The 16,920-nt window shown below is 55.2% G+C and carries 15 protein-coding genes, 2 tRNA genes and 1 rRNA gene; 13 read left to right on the top strand and 5 right to left on the bottom strand.

What is annotated here, in order from left to right:
- Window positions 1-175 precede the first annotated feature (175 nt).
- The 3 genes from rrf to C0560_RS20400 all read left to right on the top strand — a co-directional run bounded on the left by rrf (window position 176) and on the right by C0560_RS20400 (window position 552).
- A 5S ribosomal RNA gene (gene rrf, locus C0560_RS20410) occupies window positions 176-291 on the top strand.
- A 55-nt stretch (window positions 292-346) separates the two neighbouring features.
- A tRNA-Asp gene (locus C0560_RS20405) sits at window positions 347-423 on the top strand.
- A gap of 53 nt (window positions 424-476) precedes the next feature.
- Window positions 477-552, top strand: a tRNA-Trp gene (locus C0560_RS20400).
- 89 nt (window positions 553-641) lie between these two features.
- Here the strand turns inward: C0560_RS20400 and hdfR are convergent.
- Window positions 642-1,463, bottom strand: coding sequence for an HTH-type transcriptional regulator HdfR (hdfR, locus tag C0560_RS20395; protein WP_123429962.1), 822 nt, complete (start codon window positions 1,461-1,463; stop codon window positions 642-644).
- Window positions 1,464-1,581: 118 nt separating this feature from the next.
- Between hdfR and C0560_RS20390 the strand changes: the two genes are divergently transcribed.
- Window positions 1,582-1,920, top strand: coding sequence for a DUF413 domain-containing protein (locus C0560_RS20390; protein ID WP_100778408.1), 339 nt, complete (start codon window positions 1,582-1,584; stop codon window positions 1,918-1,920).
- 31 nt (window positions 1,921-1,951) lie between these two features.
- Here C0560_RS20390 and C0560_RS20385 read toward each other — a convergent pair whose 3' ends face one another.
- Window positions 1,952-3,472, bottom strand: a complete 1,521-nt coding sequence (locus C0560_RS20385) for a YifB family Mg chelatase-like AAA ATPase (protein ID WP_248859328.1) — start codon at window positions 3,470-3,472, stop codon at window positions 1,952-1,954.
- Window positions 3,473-3,814: 342 nt separating this feature from the next.
- Here C0560_RS20385 and ilvL point away from each other — a divergent pair, with 342 nt between their 5' ends.
- The 7 genes from ilvL to ilvA all read left to right on the top strand — a co-directional run bounded on the left by ilvL (window position 3,815) and on the right by ilvA (window position 10,364).
- Window positions 3,815-3,913 carry an ilv operon leader peptide gene (gene ilvL / locus C0560_RS20380; RefSeq protein ID WP_023620831.1) on the top strand — a complete coding sequence of 33 codons (99 nt, stop codon included), beginning with the start codon at window positions 3,815-3,817 and terminating at the stop codon, window positions 3,911-3,913.
- 86 nt (window positions 3,914-3,999) lie between these two features.
- A complete protein-coding gene (gene ilvX, locus C0560_RS20375) occupies window positions 4,000-4,056 on the top strand; it encodes a peptide IlvX (protein WP_194514210.1) in 57 nt (18 codons plus the stop codon).
- Window positions 4,053-5,699 carry an acetolactate synthase 2 catalytic subunit gene (ilvG, locus tag C0560_RS20370; protein WP_123429964.1) on the top strand — a complete coding sequence of 549 codons (1,647 nt, stop codon included), beginning with the start codon at window positions 4,053-4,055 and terminating at the stop codon, window positions 5,697-5,699. Before ilvX ends, ilvG begins: the two co-directional genes overlap by 4 nt.
- Window positions 5,696-5,959: an acetolactate synthase 2 small subunit gene (gene ilvM, locus C0560_RS20365; protein WP_095283916.1), complete on the top strand. Its 264-nt coding sequence runs from the start codon at window positions 5,696-5,698 to the stop codon at window positions 5,957-5,959. The genes ilvG and ilvM overlap by 4 nt, the downstream gene beginning before the upstream one ends.
- Window positions 5,960-5,977: 18 nt before the next feature.
- Window positions 5,978-6,907 (top strand): branched-chain-amino-acid transaminase, encoded by a 930-nt coding sequence (gene ilvE / locus C0560_RS20360; RefSeq protein ID WP_100778411.1) that lies wholly within the window; start codon window positions 5,978-5,980, stop codon window positions 6,905-6,907.
- Between the two features lie 59 nt (window positions 6,908-6,966).
- Window positions 6,967-8,817, top strand: a complete 1,851-nt coding sequence (gene ilvD, locus C0560_RS20355) for a dihydroxy-acid dehydratase (protein WP_248859327.1) — start codon at window positions 6,967-6,969, stop codon at window positions 8,815-8,817.
- 2 nt (window positions 8,818-8,819) lie between these two features.
- On the top strand, window positions 8,820-10,364 hold the full coding sequence (gene ilvA, locus C0560_RS20350; protein WP_102105673.1) for a threonine ammonia-lyase, biosynthetic: 1,545 nt from the start codon (window positions 8,820-8,822) through the stop codon (window positions 10,362-10,364).
- Here ilvA and ilvY read toward each other — a convergent pair.
- Window positions 10,361-11,251, bottom strand: coding sequence for an HTH-type transcriptional activator IlvY (ilvY, locus tag C0560_RS20345; RefSeq protein WP_100778413.1), 891 nt, complete (start codon window positions 11,249-11,251; stop codon window positions 10,361-10,363). The genes ilvA and ilvY overlap by 4 nt on opposite strands.
- A 148-nt stretch (window positions 11,252-11,399) precedes the next feature.
- Between ilvY and ilvC the strand changes: the two genes are divergently transcribed.
- Window positions 11,400-12,875: a ketol-acid reductoisomerase gene (gene ilvC, locus C0560_RS20340; protein ID WP_100778414.1), complete on the top strand. Its 1,476-nt coding sequence runs from the start codon at window positions 11,400-11,402 to the stop codon at window positions 12,873-12,875.
- A 151-nt stretch (window positions 12,876-13,026) separates the two neighbouring features.
- Here ilvC and ppiC read toward each other — a convergent pair whose 3' ends face one another.
- Window positions 13,027-13,308, bottom strand: a complete 282-nt coding sequence (ppiC, locus tag C0560_RS20335) for a peptidylprolyl isomerase PpiC (protein ID WP_015960967.1) — start codon at window positions 13,306-13,308, stop codon at window positions 13,027-13,029.
- A 95-nt stretch (window positions 13,309-13,403) separates the two neighbouring features.
- Between ppiC and rep the strand changes: the two genes are divergently transcribed.
- Window positions 13,404-15,425, top strand: coding sequence for a DNA helicase Rep (gene rep, locus C0560_RS20330; RefSeq protein WP_248859326.1), 2,022 nt, complete (start codon window positions 13,404-13,406; stop codon window positions 15,423-15,425).
- A 5-nt stretch (window positions 15,426-15,430) separates the two neighbouring features.
- On the opposite strand, the gene gppA is transcribed toward rep, so the two are convergent.
- A complete protein-coding gene (gppA, locus tag C0560_RS20325; protein ID WP_248859325.1) occupies window positions 15,431-16,915 on the bottom strand; it encodes a guanosine-5'-triphosphate,3'-diphosphate diphosphatase in 1,485 nt (494 codons plus the stop codon).
- Window positions 16,916-16,920 lie beyond the last annotated feature (5 nt).

The following is a 16,920-nucleotide window of genomic DNA, read 5'->3' as shown; positions in this document are numbered from 1 at the left end:
ACGACGTTGATAGGCTGGGTGTGTAAGTGCAGCGATGTATTGAGCTAACCAGTACTAATGAACCGTGAGGCTTAACCTTACAACGCCGAAGATGTTTTGGCGAAGCAGAGACAGACGATTTTCAGCTGATACAGATTAATTAATGCGCAGAGATGCGTGTTGATAACAGAATTTGCCTGGCGGCTTTAGCGCGGTGGTCCCACCTGACCCCATGCCGAACTCAGAAGTGAAACGCCGTAGCGCCGATGGTAGTGTGGGGTCTCCCCATGTGAGAGTAGGGAACTGCCAGGCATCAAATTAAGTAGTAAACCGGTGCATAAATCCGGTGGTTACAGAAGTCTTCGGTGGAGCGGTAGTTCAGTCGGTTAGAATACCTGCCTGTCACGCAGGGGGTCGCGGGTTCGAGTCCCGTCCGTTCCGCCACTTATTAAGATATTAAGCCTGCTTACCTAGCAGGCTTAATAGCAAGAAGATTTAGGGGCGTAGCTCAGTTGGTAGAGCACCGGTCTCCAAAACCGGGTGTCGCGAGTTCGAGTCTCTCCGCCCCTGCCATATATAATCCTTTGCTTCGGCAAAGGATTTTTTTTGCGTTGAATACCTCAAAAACCCTGTCTTTCTTGCGTCCCTGCAAGACTCTAAAACTAATCCATTACGTTGATTTTCAATAGATCTTTAATTTGGACATGCTTGTCGCTGTTCTGAAGCCAGATCGCATAGAGTGGCCGGACAAGCGTTGTAGAATCAGAGACAGTATGCAGTCTGGGTTTGTCATCCGCCCAACGAGTGGGTAACCAGGTGCAACCATTGAGAAGGGCTAATTGCTGACAGGCGATCTCTGCAGAGCTGGTCGTCAGTGAAGGGACATCATCCGCCGCGATCAAACCCACTTCATGCTGCTGGAAATCGGGGCCCCATTCCAGTCGTAAATAGCTGAGATCCGCTTTCATCATCGAAGGCTGAGAAGCATAGAGAGCCAGGTTAAATTGTCCCAGGATCTGGCTGCTAAATTCATCCATTTTGGGGGCTTCAGTCGTGATCAGCAGATCTAACTGCCGCTCATGTAACTGCTTCACCAGCGACTGCCGCTGTGCAATTCGGGCTTCAAATTGCAGGTTGTTGTGCGACTTATACAATCGTGTAAGCCACTGGCTCAGCATGCATTCCCAAAGGGATGCACTCGCCCCGATAGAAAACTCGTTGTATCTGGAAGTATGTGCCACCTCCTTTCGCGCCGCCTGCCAGGTATTCATCAGTGTTTCAGCGTAGGGTAAGAGCTTCTCACCAGCCGCCGTTAAGCGAATATTGTTGCGATGGCGGGTAAAAAGATTCACACCGAGTTGATTTTCCAGCTGACGAATACGAAAACTCACCGCTGACTGTGTCAGGTAGAGTGCTTCCGCCGCTCGCCCAAAGTGACGCGTTCTGCTCACTTCGAGGAAAGTTTTTAGCAATTCCGTATCCACATCTTTCTCCGCAAAATTATTTGTCGTGATGATTTAAATGTTTTGTTTGACGCTCTGTCAAGCGTAACTAATACTCCGCGCCATAAATAGCTCGGCCAAAGAATTAGGAGCGTGTAGGATGGCGGAAAGCTTTACGACAACTAATCGTTTTTTCGACAATAAAAATTATCCGCGCGGGTTCTCTCGTCATGGCGATTTCACCATCAAAGAGGCGCAACTGCTTGAGCGCCATGGTTATGCCTTTAACGAGCTGGATCTGGGGAAACGTGAGCCTGCAACTGAAGATGAAAAACTGTTTGTTGCCGTTTGCCGTGGTGAGCGTGAGCCAGAATCTGAAGCAGAACGCGTATGGATCAAATACATGGCTCGCATTAAGCGACCAAAGCGTTTCCATACTCTCTCCGGCGGTAAGCCGCAGATGGAAGGTGCAGAAGACTACACCGAATCTGACGATTGATATGATGTGAAAAGGGGCTGCGGCCCCTTTTTTACGCCAGCATCTTTTGCAGGTGCAGCAGCAAACGGTCTATTGCGCGATAACTTAGTGCTTCCTGCAGATGCTGCCGCGCGATATCACCACTCCCCTCCAAATCAGCGGTAGTGCGCGCCACCTTCAACAGGCGTTGCCATGCTCGTACTGAGAGGCCAAATCGTGTCAGCGTCTCTTCCAGCCAGCGTGAGTCAACTTCTGACAGACAACAAAACTGACGGATCTCTGCGTTATCGAGACGCGCATTGAGCTTGTTCTGACGTAAATACTGCCGTTCCTGGGCACGAATCACGCGTTCCCGTACGGTGCTGCTGTTCTCCCCTGTGTTATTCATCTGGCTAAGCACTCCCGGTGGCGGCAGTGGGATTTCGAGCGAGAGATCGAAGCGGTCGAGGAACGGGCCTGACAGTCGTCCCAGATAGCGAAGTGTCTGCTCAGGTGTACTCCGGTTGTGGTTGCCCTGGTAATGGCCTGATGGACTGGGATTCATGGCAGCAATGAGTTGGAACTGCGCCGGATAGCTGATCTTGGCTCGGGTACGGGAGATATGAATCTGCCCGGACTCGATCGGTTCGCGTAGGGCATCCAGAACACGTCTTTCGAATTCAGGTAATTCATCCAGAAACAGAATACCGTGGTGCGCGAGGGAAATTTCACCGGGTATTGGGATCGAACCGCCGCCAACCATCGCCGTGAGTGAGGCGCTGTGATGTGGGGACCGAAACGGCCTTCTGCGCCAGTGCTTCTGTAGGGATGTGGAATTCGTCAGACTAATGATTGCTGCGCTCTCCAGAGCCTCATGGTTGCTCAGCGGGGGCAACAAACCGTTAAGCCTACTGGCAAGCATAGTTTTCCCTGTGCCTGGCGGCCCAATCAGCAGCAGGTTGTGGCCGCCTGCCGCAGTGATTTCCAGCGCGCGCTTGCCCTGCTCCTGACCGATGATGTCGCTAAGATCCTCCAGATGTTCCGGCATAACGATACGATTCTCTTCAGGTTCTGCTAACTCATGACGCCCCTCCAGAAATGCACACACCTCCTGTAAATGTCCGGCAATCAGGCACCCCTTTTCCTCAATGAGGCTGACTTCTGATGCGTTCTCAGTAGCCACGATGATATGTCTACCGGCCTGTAACGCGGCTAACGCTCCCGAGATTGCGCCTGGAACGCCTCTTAACGCGCCTGTAAGCGCCAGTTCGCCCACAAACTCATACCGATTCAAATGGGGAGCGTTAAGCTGCTCAGAGGCGGAGAGAAGCGCTATGGCGATAGGTAAATCATATCGCCCGCCTTCTTTTGGGAGGTCGGCAGGGGCCAGGTTGATGGTTATCTTCTTGGCCGGAAAGGTATAACCGCTATTGATGATAGCGCTGCGAACGCGATCCCGGGCCTCTTTCACGGTGGTTTCCGGGAGTCCGACGAGGGTTAAGCCGGGGAGTCCATTGCTCAGATGAACTTCCACAGAAATAAGCGGCGCCTGTACGCCCAACGCTGCGCGAGTATAAACGACTGACAGTGACATAGGTGTCTCCTTTGCCAGTCACTATGCCAGTGTGTTTTGTGGTTTTTTAGCGTCAATTGCAGACATTACGAGGCGTGTTCATGCTTTTTAATGAAACAAAGTCACACTTGCTTTATGGCGGAAGAGCGATCGCAAATGCGCAAAAATCGACGTTTTCTCTGTTGGAGACACTATTAAAAAATGAAAAATATTCATTTTCTATTTTCCTTATATAAAACAAACATTTTTTGCGAAAGTATTCGCTGGCTAAGCAATCGCGTCATAAATATTTCTTGTGTTTAATTCAATGTCTGTGATACCTCTTTAGGTATTCCTTCGAACAAGATGCCAAAAGAACTCAAAATGACAGCCCTTCTACTAGTGATTAGCCTGGTCGTGATTAGCGTGGTGGTGATTATTATCCCACCGTGCGGGGCTGCACTTGGACGAGGAAAGGCTTAAAAATCAAGCCTTAACGAACTAAGACCCCCGCACCGAAAGGTCCGGGGGTTTTTTTATGACCTAAAAACTTAAATGAGGAGCAGATAATGACAACTAGCACAAAATTCTGTTTCTCCAGATTTATGACGGGGAACTCACTATGAACGGGGCACAATGGGTAGTACATGCGTTGCGAGCGCAAGGAGTCGAGACGGTCTTCGGTTATCCGGGTGGCGCAATTATGCCGATTTACGATGCACTGTATGACGGCGGCGTGGAGCACCTGTTGTGCCGACACGAGCAGGGCGCGGCGATGGCGGCGATTGGTTTCGCCCGCGCGACCGGTAAAACGGGCGTTTGTATGGCCACTTCAGGACCGGGTGCGACCAACCTGATCACTGGCCTTGCCGATGCGCTGCTGGATTCCGTTCCCGTCGTCGCCATTACCGGGCAGGTTGCCTCACCGTTTATCGGTACCGATGCGTTTCAGGAAGTGGACGTTCTCGGTTTGTCCCTGGCCTGCACCAAGCACAGCTTCCTGGTGCAGTCGCTGGAAGAGCTGCCGCGTGTCATGGCAGAGGCCTTCCAGGTGGCAAACTCAGGCCGTCCTGGCCCCGTTCTGATTGATATTCCCAAAGATATTCAGGTGGCAGTCGGCGATTTAGAACCGCACTTCTCCACCGTCGAAAATGATGACTTTTTCCCGCAGGCGGAAGTTGAACTGGCTCGCCAGATGCTGGCCCAGGCGCAGCAGCCGATGCTGTATGTGGGGGGCGGAGTGGGGATGGCACAAGCGGTTCCCGCGCTGCGCGAGTTTATCGCTGCAACACAAATCCCTGCGACCTGCACTCTGAAAGGACTGGGTGCTGTTGAAGCGGATTACCCGTATTACCTCGGCATGCTGGGGATGCATGGCACCAAGGCCGCAAACCTAGCAGTGCAAGAATGCGACCTGCTGATTGCCGTTGGCGCGCGTTTCGACGACCGAGTGACCGGTAAGCTGAACACCTTCGCCCCGAATGCCAAAGTGATCCATATGGATATCGATCCGGCCGAAATGAATAAACTGCGCCAGGCGCACGTGGCGTTGCAGGGCGATCTGAACGCACTGTTACCGGCGTTGCAGCAGCCGTTGTCCATCAATGAATGGCGTCAGCACACGGCGCAGATGCGCCTGGAAAATAGCTGGCGTTACGATCATCCTGGTGAGGCAATTTATGCTCCGCTGCTGTTAAAACAGCTGTCGGATCGCAAACCAACTGACTGCGTCGTTACCACCGATGTCGGCCAGCACCAGATGTGGTCTGCCCAGCATATGACCTACACCCGCCCGGAAAATTTCATCACCTCCAGCGGATTAGGCACTATGGGCTTCGGCCTGCCAGCAGCCGTCGGCGCTCAGGTTGCACGCCCGAATGACACGGTCATCTGCGTTTCGGGGGATGGATCGTTCATGATGAACGTGCAGGAGCTGGGCACGGTCAAACGCAAACAGCTGCCGCTGAAAATCCTGTTACTGGACAACCAGCGTTTAGGCATGGTTCGCCAGTGGCAGCAGCTCTTTTTCCAGGAGCGCTACAGCGAAACAACCCTCACTGATAATCCTGATTTCCTCGTGCTGGCCAGCGCCTTCGGTATCCCTGGCCAACACATCACCCGTAAAGACCAGGTTGAAGCGGCACTCGACACCATGCTGTCCAGCGAAGGGCCATACCTGCTTCATGTCTCAATCGACGAACTTGAGAATGTCTGGCCGTTGGTGCCACCTGGCGCCAGTAACGCACAAATGATGGAGAAATTATCATGATGCAACATCAGGTCGCCGTTCAGGCCCGCTTCAACCCAGAAACATTAGAGCGCGTATTGCGCGTCGTTCGCCACCGTGGTTTTCAGATCTGCGCCATGAATATGGAAACCGCCACCGATGCCCAGAACATAAATATCGAATTGACCGTTGCCAGTCCACGGTCGGTCGACTTACTGTTTAGCCAGTTAAGTAAACTGGTAGATGTTGCCCATGTGGCCATCTGCCAGAGCACAACCACATCACAACAAATCCGCGCTTAAGCGTGACAGGAAGAAAACATGACGACGAAGAAAGCTGATTACATTTGGTTCAACGGTGAGATGGTTCGTTGGGAAGATGCCACGGTACACGTGATGTCTCACGCCCTGCATTACGGTACCTCTGTGTTTGAAGGTGTCCGTTGCTACGACTCTCACAAAGGACCAGTGGTGTTCCGCCATCGCGAACACATGCAGCGTCTGCATGACTCAGCCAAAATTTATCGTTTCCCGGTCTCTCAGAGCGTTGATGAGCTGATGGAAGCGTGCCGCGAAGTGCTCCGCAAAAACAATCTGACCAGCGCCTATATTCGCCCGCTGGTCTTCGTGGGTGATGTGGGCATGGGCGTTAACCCGCCAGCCGGTTACTCCACTGACGTCATCATTGCCGCGTTCCCGTGGGGAGCTTATCTGGGTGCAGAAGCTCTGGAGCAGGGGATCGACGCAATGGTTTCCTCCTGGAATCGCGTCGCGCCAAACACTATCCCAACGGCCGCGAAAGCGGGCGGTAACTACCTCTCTTCCCTGCTGGTCGGCAGCGAAGCGCGCCGCCACGGTTATCAGGAAGGTATCGCTCTGGACGTGAACGGCTACATCTCAGAAGGCGCTGGTGAAAACCTGTTTGAAGTGAAAGACGGCATTCTGTTCACCCCGCCATTCACCTCCTCAGCACTGCCGGGCATCACCCGTGATGCGATCATCAAGCTGGCGAAAGATTTGGGTATCGAAGTCCGTGAACAGGTTCTGTCCCGCGAATCCCTGTACCTGGCAGATGAAGTGTTTATGTCCGGTACCGCGGCTGAAATCACCCCGGTTCGCAGCGTGGACGGCATCCAGGTCGGCGAAGGCCGTCGTGGCCCGGTCACCAAACGTATTCAGGATGCATTCTTTGGCCTCTTCACCGGTGAAACGGAAGATAAATGGGGCTGGTTGGATCAAGTTAATTCATAAGCATAATTTTGGGACGGCACGCACCGTCCCAGTGAATATTCAGACGGGAGTAAAAGAGCATGCCTAAGTATCGTTCCGCCACCACCACCCATGGCCGTAATATGGCCGGTGCCCGCGCGCTGTGGCGCGCTACCGGGATGACCGACGCTGACTTCGGTAAGCCGATTATCGCTGTGGTTAACTCCTTTACCCAGTTTGTGCCGGGGCACGTCCACCTGCGCGATCTGGGTAAACTGGTTGCTGAGCAAATTGAAGCCGCAGGCGGCGTGGCGAAAGAGTTCAATACCATCGCTGTCGATGATGGTATCGCGATGGGCCACGGGGGCATGCTCTATTCACTGCCGTCGCGCGAGCTGATCGCCGATTCGGTCGAGTACATGGTTAACGCCCACTGCGCCGATGCGATGGTGTGTATCTCCAACTGCGACAAAATCACCCCAGGGATGCTGATGGCGTCCCTGCGCCTGAACATTCCGGTGATCTTCGTCTCTGGCGGCCCGATGGAAGCCGGTAAAACCAAGCTTTCTGACAAGATCATCAAGCTCGACCTGGTCGACGCGATGATTCAGGGCGCGGACCCGAAAGTCTCCGACGAGCAGAGCGATCAGGTTGAGCGCTCAGCGTGTCCGACCTGCGGTTCCTGTTCCGGCATGTTCACCGCCAACTCCATGAACTGCCTGACCGAAGCTCTCGGCCTTTCCCAGCCAGGTAACGGCTCCCTGCTGGCAACGCACGCCGACCGCAAACAGCTGTTCCTGAATTCCGGTACTCGCATCGTGGAACTGACCAAACGTTATTACGAGCAAGACGACGTCAGCGCGCTGCCGCGCAACATCGCCAACAAAGCGGCGTTCGAAAATGCCATGACGCTGGATATCGCCATGGGCGGTTCCACCAATACCGTTCTGCACCTGCTGGCTGCGGCGCAGGAAGCTGAAATTGATTTCACCATGAGTGACATCGACAAGCTTTCCCGCAAAGTGCCGCAGCTGTGTAAAGTCGCGCCAAGTACGCAGAAATACCACATGGAAGACGTACACCGTGCCGGTGGCGTGCTGGGTATTCTCGGCGAGCTGGAACGTGCCGGTCTGCTGAACCGTGAAGTGAAAAACATTCTCGGCCTGACGCTGCCGCAAACGCTGGAGCAGTACGACGTGATGCTGACCAAAGACGACGCGGTGAAAAAGATGTTCCGCGCCGGTCCGGCAGGTATTCGCACCACGCAGGCCTTCTCGCAGGATTGCCGCTGGGACACCCTGGATGACGACCGCGCTGAAGGCTGCATCCGTTCTCTGGAAAATGCCTATAGCAAGGACGGCGGTCTGGCCGTGCTGTACGGCAACTTTGCTGAAAACGGCTGCATCGTAAAAACAGCGGGCGTGGACGACAGCATTCTCAAATTCACCGGTCCGGCGAAAGTGTACGAAAGTCAGGACGCTGCGGTAGACGCGATTCTGGGCGGTAAAGTGGCGGCGGGCGATGTAGTTGTTATCCGCTACGAAGGGCCAAAAGGCGGGCCGGGCATGCAAGAGATGCTCTATCCGACCACCTTCCTGAAATCCATGGGACTCGGCAAAGCCTGCGCGCTGATCACCGATGGCCGTTTCTCCGGCGGTACTTCTGGTCTCTCTATCGGCCACGTTTCTCCGGAAGCCGCGAGCGGCGGCAACATCGCCATCATTGAAGACGGCGACATGATTGCGATCGACATTCCAAATCGCGGCATTCAGCTGCAGCTGAGCGAGCAGGAAATTGCCGCGCGTCGTGAAGCACAGGAAGCCCGTGGCGATAAAGCCTGGACGCCAAAAGATCGCCAGCGCGAAGTCTCCTTCGCCCTGCGCGCTTATGCCACCCTTGCCACCAGTGCGGACAAAGGCGCGGTGCGCGATAAATCCAAGCTTGGGGGCTAATGATGGCCGAATCACAACCCTTATCCGCCGCCCCTGAGGGGGCGGAATATCTCAGAGCGGTGCTTCGCGCACCGGTCTACGAGGCTGTGCAGGTCACGCCGCTGCAGAAAATGGACAAGCTGTCGTCCCGTCTCGATAACGTGATCCTGGTGAAACGCGAAGATCGCCAGCCAGTACACAGCTTTAAGCTGCGCGGTGCCTACGCGATGATGGCCGGGCTAACCGAAGAGCAAAAAGCACGCGGCGTCATCACCGCCTCAGCGGGAAATCACGCCCAGGGCGTGGCGTTTTCCGCCGCGCGTTTAGGGCTGAAAGCGCTGATCGTGATGCCGGTGGCGACGGCTGATATCAAAGTGGACGCGGTTCGCGGTTTTGGTGGCGAAGTGCTCCTGCACGGTGCCAATTTTGATGAAGCGAAGGCGCGCGCCATCGAACTGGCGCAGCAGCAGGGCTTTACCTGGGTGCCACCGTTCGATCACCCGATGGTGATTGCAGGGCAGGGCACGCTGGCGCTGGAGCTGTTGCAGCAGGATGCGCATCTCGATCGGGTGTTTGTCCCGGTGGGCGGCGGTGGTCTGGCAGCGGGTGTCGCAGTGCTTATCAAACAGCTGATGCCACAGATCAAAGTGATTGCGGTGGAAGCGGAAGATTCTGCCTGCCTGAAAGCGGCGCTGGATGCCGGTCATCCGGTCGATCTCCCGCGCGTCGGGCTGTTTGCTGAGGGCGTTGCGGTCAAGCGCATTGGCGATGAGACCTTCCGCGTCTGCCAGGAGTATCTCGACGATATCATCACCGTCGACAGCGATGCGATCTGCGCGGCTATGAAAGATCTGTTCGAGGATGTCCGTGCGGTCGCGGAGCCGTCGGGTGCTCTGGCGCTGGCGGGAATGAAAAAATACATCGCTCAGCACAACATTCGCGGGGAACGCCTGGCGCATGTGCTGTCCGGCGCGAACGTCAACTTCCACGGCCTGCGCTACGTGTCCGAACGCTGCGAGCTGGGTGAGCAACGCGAGGCGCTGCTGGCGGTGACGATCCCGGAAGAGAAGGGCAGTTTCCTTAAATTCTGCCAGCTGCTCGGCGGGCGTTCCGTCACAGAGTTTAACTATCGCTTTGCCGATGCGAAAGATGCCTGCATTTTTGTCGGTGTGCGTCTGAGCCGTGGGCTGGAGGAGCGCAAAGAGATCCTCCACCTGCTGAATGAAGGCGGCTACAGCGTGGTGGATCTCTCTGATGACGAAATGGCGAAGCTGCATGTGCGCTATATGGTCGGCGGGCGTCCGTCGAAGCCATTACAGGAGCGTCTGTTCAGCTTTGAGTTTCCGGAATCACCGGGCGCGTTGCTGAAGTTCCTGCACACCCTCGGTACGCACTGGAACATCTCTCTGTTCCACTACCGTAGCCATGGTACCGACTACGGGCGTGTGTTAGCGGCATTCGAACTGGGCGAGCACGAGCCGGATTTCGAAACGCGGCTGAACGAGCTGGGTTACGATTGTCACGACGAGACCCATAACCCGGCGTTCAGGTTCTTCCTGGCGGGTTAGTGGTTCGGCAATATCTGCCAAAACGCGTCAATAAGCGGCTCATGCAGCCGCTTTTTTTGTGCGCATACGCCAAGCTCAAACGGCGTTTTCTCATCGCTCCGCTCTAAAATCATCACGCGATTACGCACCGGCTCGGGGCTGTTTTCCAGCACCACTTCCGGCAGCAACGCCACGCCACAGCCGAGCGCCACCATCGACACCATCGCTTCGTGCCCGCCCACTGTCGCATAAATCGACGGGTTGCTGATTTTTTGGCGACGGAACCACAGTTCGATGCGGCGGCGGACGGGCCCCTGGTCGGCCATGATGAACGGCACCGTTGCCCAGTCAGGATTATCGACGGATATCTGATTGCGCACCGGGCACGGTAGAGCCGGAGCGATTAACACCACGGCCAGATTCTCCAGCATCGAAAACGCGACCGCGCCGGGCAGCGTTTCGGGTTTACCCGCAATCGCCAGATCCGCTTCACCCGTCACCACTTTCTCCATCGCATCTGCGGCATCGCCCGTGGTGAGCTTGATTTCTACCGACGGATGTTCAGCACGAAAACGATCGAGAATCGGCGGCAGGTGGCTATAAGCCGCCGTCACGGAGCAGAAGATATGCAGTTCGCCAGAGAGGGACGGCCCCTGCTGATCGATGGTGTGCCGCAACTGCTGGTACTGAAGTAAGGTCTGTTGGGCGAACGTTCGCAGCTCTTCACCCGCTTCCGTGAGCGTTACGGTGCGGTTGTCGCGCACAAATAGCGCCTGACCGAGGTCCTCTTCCAGGCGCTGAATTTGCCGGGAGAGCGTGGAGGGACTGACGTGCATGGCCCGGGCGCTGCGGCCAAAATGACGGCTTTCTGCCAGATGCAGAAAGGTTTTGAGATCGCGTAAATCCACAGATCGCTCCCCACGGTTTTACATTGCAGAAATTGCAACGTGACGTTGTGAATATATCAATTTCCGCAATAAATTTCCTGTCATATAGTAAGTTCATTCTCGCATAAGCGACCCGAACAATAAGCAACACAACATCACGGAGTTCACCATGGCTAACTACTTTAATACACTGAATCTGCGTCAGCAGCTGGCACAGTTGGGCAAATGCCGCTTTATGGCGCGCGATGAATTCGCCGATGGCGCGAGCTACCTTCAGGGTAAAAAAGTGGTCATCGTCGGCTGTGGCGCACAGGGTCTGAACCAGGGCCTGAACATGCGTGACTCCGGTCTGGACATTGCTTACGCCCTGCGTAAAGAAGCGATTGCTGAGAAACGTGCTTCATGGCGTAAAGCGACCGAAAACGGCTTCAAAGTGGGTACCTACGAAGAGCTGATCCCGCAGGCCGATCTGGTGGTTAACCTGACGCCGGACAAACAGCACTCCGACGTTGTGCGCTCTGTTCAGCCGCTGATGAAAGACGGCGCGGCGCTGGGCTATTCTCACGGTTTCAACATCGTTGAAGTGGGCGAGCAGATCCGTAAAGACATCACCGTGGTGATGGTTGCGCCGAAGTGCCCAGGCACCGAAGTGCGTGAAGAGTACAAACGTGGTTTCGGTGTGCCAACCCTGATTGCGGTTCACCCGGAAAACGATCCGAAGGGCGAAGGCATGGCGATTGCCAAAGCCTGGGCTGCGGCTACCGGCGGTCACCGCGCAGGTGTCCTGGAATCTTCCTTCGTGGCAGAAGTGAAATCTGACCTGATGGGCGAGCAGACTATCCTGTGCGGTATGCTGCAGGCCGGTTCTCTGCTGTGCTTCGACAAGCTGGTGGAAGAGGGTACCGACCCGTCTTACGCAGAAAAACTGATTCAATTCGGCTGGGAAACCATCACCGAAGCGCTGAAACAGGGCGGTATCACGCTGATGATGGACCGTCTGTCCAACCCGGCAAAACTGCGTGCTTATGCACTGTCTGAGCAGCTGAAAGAGATCATGGCGCCGCTGTTCCAGAAACATATGGATGACATCATCTCCGGCGAATTCTCCTCCGGCATGATGGCTGACTGGGCCAACGACGATAAAAAACTGCTGACCTGGCGTGAAGAGACCGGCAAAACCGCGTTCGAAACCGCTGCGCAGTTTGATGGTAAAATCAGCGAACAAGAGTACTTCGATAAAGGTGTTCTGATGATCGCGATGGTGAAAGCGGGCGTTGAACTGGCGTTCGAAACCATGGTGGATTCCGGCATCATCGAAGAGTCTGCGTACTATGAATCACTGCACGAGCTGCCGCTGATTGCCAACACTATCGCCCGTAAGCGTCTGTATGAGATGAACGTGGTTATCTCTGATACCGCTGAGTACGGTAACTACCTGTTCTCTTACGCTTGCGTACCGCTGCTGAAAGAGTTCATGACGACTCTGCAGCCAGGCGATCTGGGCAAAGCGATTGCCGAAGGTACGGTAGATAACGCTCAGCTGCGTGACGTGAACGAAGCGATTCGTAGCCATGCAATTGAGAGCGTGGGTCATACGCTGCGCGGTTATATGAAAGATATGAAGCGTATCGCCGTCGCTGGCTGAACCCTCATCACCTTTCGAGTTGCAGATGCGTTGGCAGCATTCGCACAGCCCGGTCACTGAGTAGGGTTGTGCGCATTAAGCGCTTTTTTGCAAATCGAAATGACACTCAGTAAGCCCGGTAAGGCGTAGCCGCCACCGGGCTTTTTGCTGCTTAGTTGCGGTACAGCACTTTAATGATGTGGTAACCGAACTGGGTGTGCAGTGGGCCGGTTGGCTCCAGCACCGGGCAGGAGAACACCACTTTATCAAACGCAGGAACCATCTGGCCCTGACGGAATTCACCTAAGTGGCCGCCTTTTTTGCCTGACGGGCAGGTAGAGTGTTTCTTCGCCAGTTTCTCGAAGTCCGCGCCGTTTTTGATCTGCTCCAGAAGATCCAGTGCCAGTTTCTCTTCTTTAACAAGAATATGCAGTGCTGCTGCTGTTTTTGCCATGATCGTGCCTTGAGTGGTATGGATTAGGCTCGCTATACTACCACACGCGATTTTCCTTTTTCTTCTCCTCCCGACCTTCATTGAGTGAACTTCTTATGCGTTTAAACCCCGGACAACAACAAGCCGTCGAATTCGTCACCGGACCTTGCCTGGTGCTGGCGGGTGCGGGTTCCGGAAAGACGCGCGTAATCACCAATAAAATTGCCCATCTGATTCGCGGCTGCGGCTATCAGGCGCGTCATATTGCGGCGGTCACCTTCACCAATAAAGCGGCGCGTGAGATGAAGGAGCGTGTCGGTCAGACGCTGGGGCGCAAAGAGGCGCGCGGTCTGATGATCTCCACTTTCCACACGCTGGGCCTGGATATCATTAAACGCGAATACGCCGCGCTGGGAATGAAATCGAATTTCTCCCTGTTCGACGATACGGATCAGATGGCGCTGCTAAAAGAGTTGACCGAAGGGCGGCTCGAAGAGGACAAGACGATTCTCCAGCAGTTGATCTCCACGATCTCAAACTGGAAAAACGATCTGATGACCCCCGCGCAAGCGGCGGCGAGCGCAAAAGGCGAGCGGGATCGGATCTTTGCACATTGTTACAGCCTGTATGATGACCATCTCAAGGCCTGTAATGTTCTCGATTTTGACGATCTAATCCTTCTGCCAACGCTGCTGCTTCAGCGTAATGAAGAGGTGCGCGAGCGCTGGCAAAACAAAATCCGCTATCTGCTGGTGGATGAATACCAGGATACCAATACCAGCCAGTATGAGCTGGTAAAACTGCTGGTGGGGCAGCGCGCGCGCTTTACGGTAGTGGGCGACGATGACCAGTCGATTTACTCCTGGCGTGGGGCACGGCCACAAAACCTCGTGTTGCTGAGCAAAGATTTTCCGGCGTTGCAGGTGATTAAGCTGGAGCAGAACTACCGTTCGTCAGGACGCATCCTGAAAGCGGCTAACATCCTCATCGCCAATAACCCGCACGTGTTCGAAAAGCGCCTCTTCTCTGAGCTGGGATACGGCACCGAACTGAAAGTCTTAAGTGCCAACAATGAAGAGCACGAGGCCGAGCGCGTGGCCGGCGAGCTAATCGCCCATCACTTCGTCAACAAAACGGCGTACAAAGACTACGCCATCCTGTATCGCGGGAACCATCAGTCGCGCGTCTTTGAAAAAATGCTGATGCAAAACCGCATTCCGTACAAAATTTCCGGCGGGACCTCGTTCTTCTCTCGTCCTGAAATCAAAGACTTGCTTGCCTATTTGCGCGTGCTGACTAACCCGGACGATGACAGCGCATTTTTACGCATCGTGAATACACCGAAGCGTGAAATCGGACCGGCGACGCTGCAAAAGCTGGGCGAATGGGCGATGACCCGCAACAAAAGTATGTTCACCGCCAGCTTCGACATGGGCCTGAGCCTGACGCTGACCGGGCGCGGCTACGAGTCGCTCACGCGCTTCACCCAGTGGCTGGCGGAAATCCAGCGTCTTGCCGAGCGCGAGCCGATCGCCGCCGTGCGCGATCTGATCCACGGCGTGGATTATGAGTCCTGGCTGTATGAAACCTCCGCCAGCCCGAAAGCGGCAGAAATGCGGATGAAAAACGTCAACCAGCTTTTCACCTGGATGACCGAGATGCTGGAAGGTTCTGATATCGACGAGCCGATGACGCTGACGCAGGTGGTCACGCGGTTTACCCTGCGCGATATGATGGAGCGCGGCGAGAGCGAAGAAGAGGCGGATCAGGTTCAGCTGATGACGCTGCACGCGTCCAAAGGCCTGGAGTTCCCGTATGTCTATCTGGTGGGAATGGAAGAAGGGTTACTGCCGCATCAGAGCAGCATTGATGAGGACAACGTCGATGAAGAGCGACGTCTGGCCTACGTGGGTATCACGCGTGCGCAAAAAGAGCTGATTTTTACCCTGTGCAAAGAGCGGCGTCAGTATGGTGAACTGGTGCGCCCGGAGCCGAGCCGCTTCCTGCTGGAACTGCCGCAGGACGATCTGATCTGGGAACAGGAACGAAAAGTGATTACGGCGGAAGAGAGGATGCACAAGGGCCAGGCGAACGTCGCGAACATTCGCGCCATGCTGGCGAAAGCCAAAGAAAAATAGCGGCGCTATTTAATTTCCAGAGCCCAGTGGACGTAACTCTGCCACTGGCATTCCTGTTCGATCATCTCCGCGCCAAGCGGATGAGTATCCAGCCAGTTATCCGGCAGCGTTAGCGTCAGGTTTTCGCCTTCTGCAGAAAGAGTAATGGCGGGCAGCAGATCCGCGCGACGACGGTTGGCAAACAAAATCGCCAGGCGCAGCAGTCGACAGAGATGCTCGGCCACGCGCGGCGGAACGGCATTTTGCTGATGCAAAGAAGAGAGATCGACCGTGTTGGTCTGGTTAAGCAGCAATGTCGCCAGCAGCTTTTTCTGTGCCGGAGTAAAACCAGGCAGATCCAGATGACGCACCAGGTACGCGGCATGAACCGGCGCCTGTTTGAAATCGATACTCAGGCCAATCTCATGCAGCGCACAGGCGCTCAGGAGTAAATCGCGGCTCAAGGGTTCGAGCGCCCAGGTGGTTGCCACCTGATCGGCAAAGCTTGAGGCCAGTTGGGCCACGCGCTGTGCCTGTTCCGTATCAACGATAAAACGACGCTGAACGTTACGCAGCGTCCGGCTGCGAATGTCTTGTTCCACAGCCAGATGAAGCATGCCGTAGACCAGCCCTTCGCGCAGCGCGCCGCCAGCCAGCGTCATGCAGTGGATTTCTAATTCGGTGAAAATGGCGATCAGGATCGCCAGGCCGCTCGGGAACACCAGCGCGCGCTCAAGCGTCAGCCCTTCAATTTCCAGCTCTTCCAGACGGCCGCACTGAATAGCGCGCTGTTTAAGCTGTTGAAGTTTGGCCAGCGTAATCCGCTCGTCCATGCCCTGCGCCATCATGATCTCTTGCAGAGCCTGAACGGTGCCCGACGCGCCGACACACACTTTCCAACCGTGATATCGCAGCTCATCCATCACCGGATGCAGCACTTCGCGCGCGGCTTTTTCGGCCTCGTCGAAGTTCTCTTGTGCGAGATTACGATCGGTAAAATAGCGCTCCAGCCAGGTGACGCAGCCCATTGACAGGCTGAACAACGACGTCGCCTGCGATCCGGTGCCTGTGACCAGTTCCGTACTGGCACCGCCGATATCCACTACCAGACGGCGATCGTCACCCCCGGTAGTGTGGGCGACACCCTGATAAATCAGGCGCGCTTCTTCTTCACCGCTGATGACCTGTACCGGACAGCCGAGAATTTCCTGCGCTTTCGCAATAAAATCGACGGAGTTCACAGCCAATCGCAGCGTGGCGGTCGCCACAACGCGAATTTGATTGTGCGGAATATCTTGCAGACGTTCAGCGAAGAGACGCAGGCATTGCCAGCCGCGTTCCATCGCTTCACGGGAGAGGTAATTATCGCTGCTCAGGCCCGCCGCGAGGCGGACCTTGCGCTTAATGCGCGTCAGGGTCTGTATGCTCCCCGCCACCTCGCGTACAACCAGCATATGAAAACTATTTGAACCTAAATCAATAGCTGCATAGAGCGAGGTGGAACTGAGCATAATAT

Source organism: Lelliottia sp. AC1, assembly GCF_023278595.1.
Lineage (GTDB): Bacteria > Pseudomonadota > Gammaproteobacteria > Enterobacterales > Enterobacteriaceae > Enterobacter > Enterobacter nimipressuralis.
The sequence above is the reverse complement of the archived record's forward strand: the minus strand, read 5'-3'. Positions and strand labels throughout refer to the sequence as shown.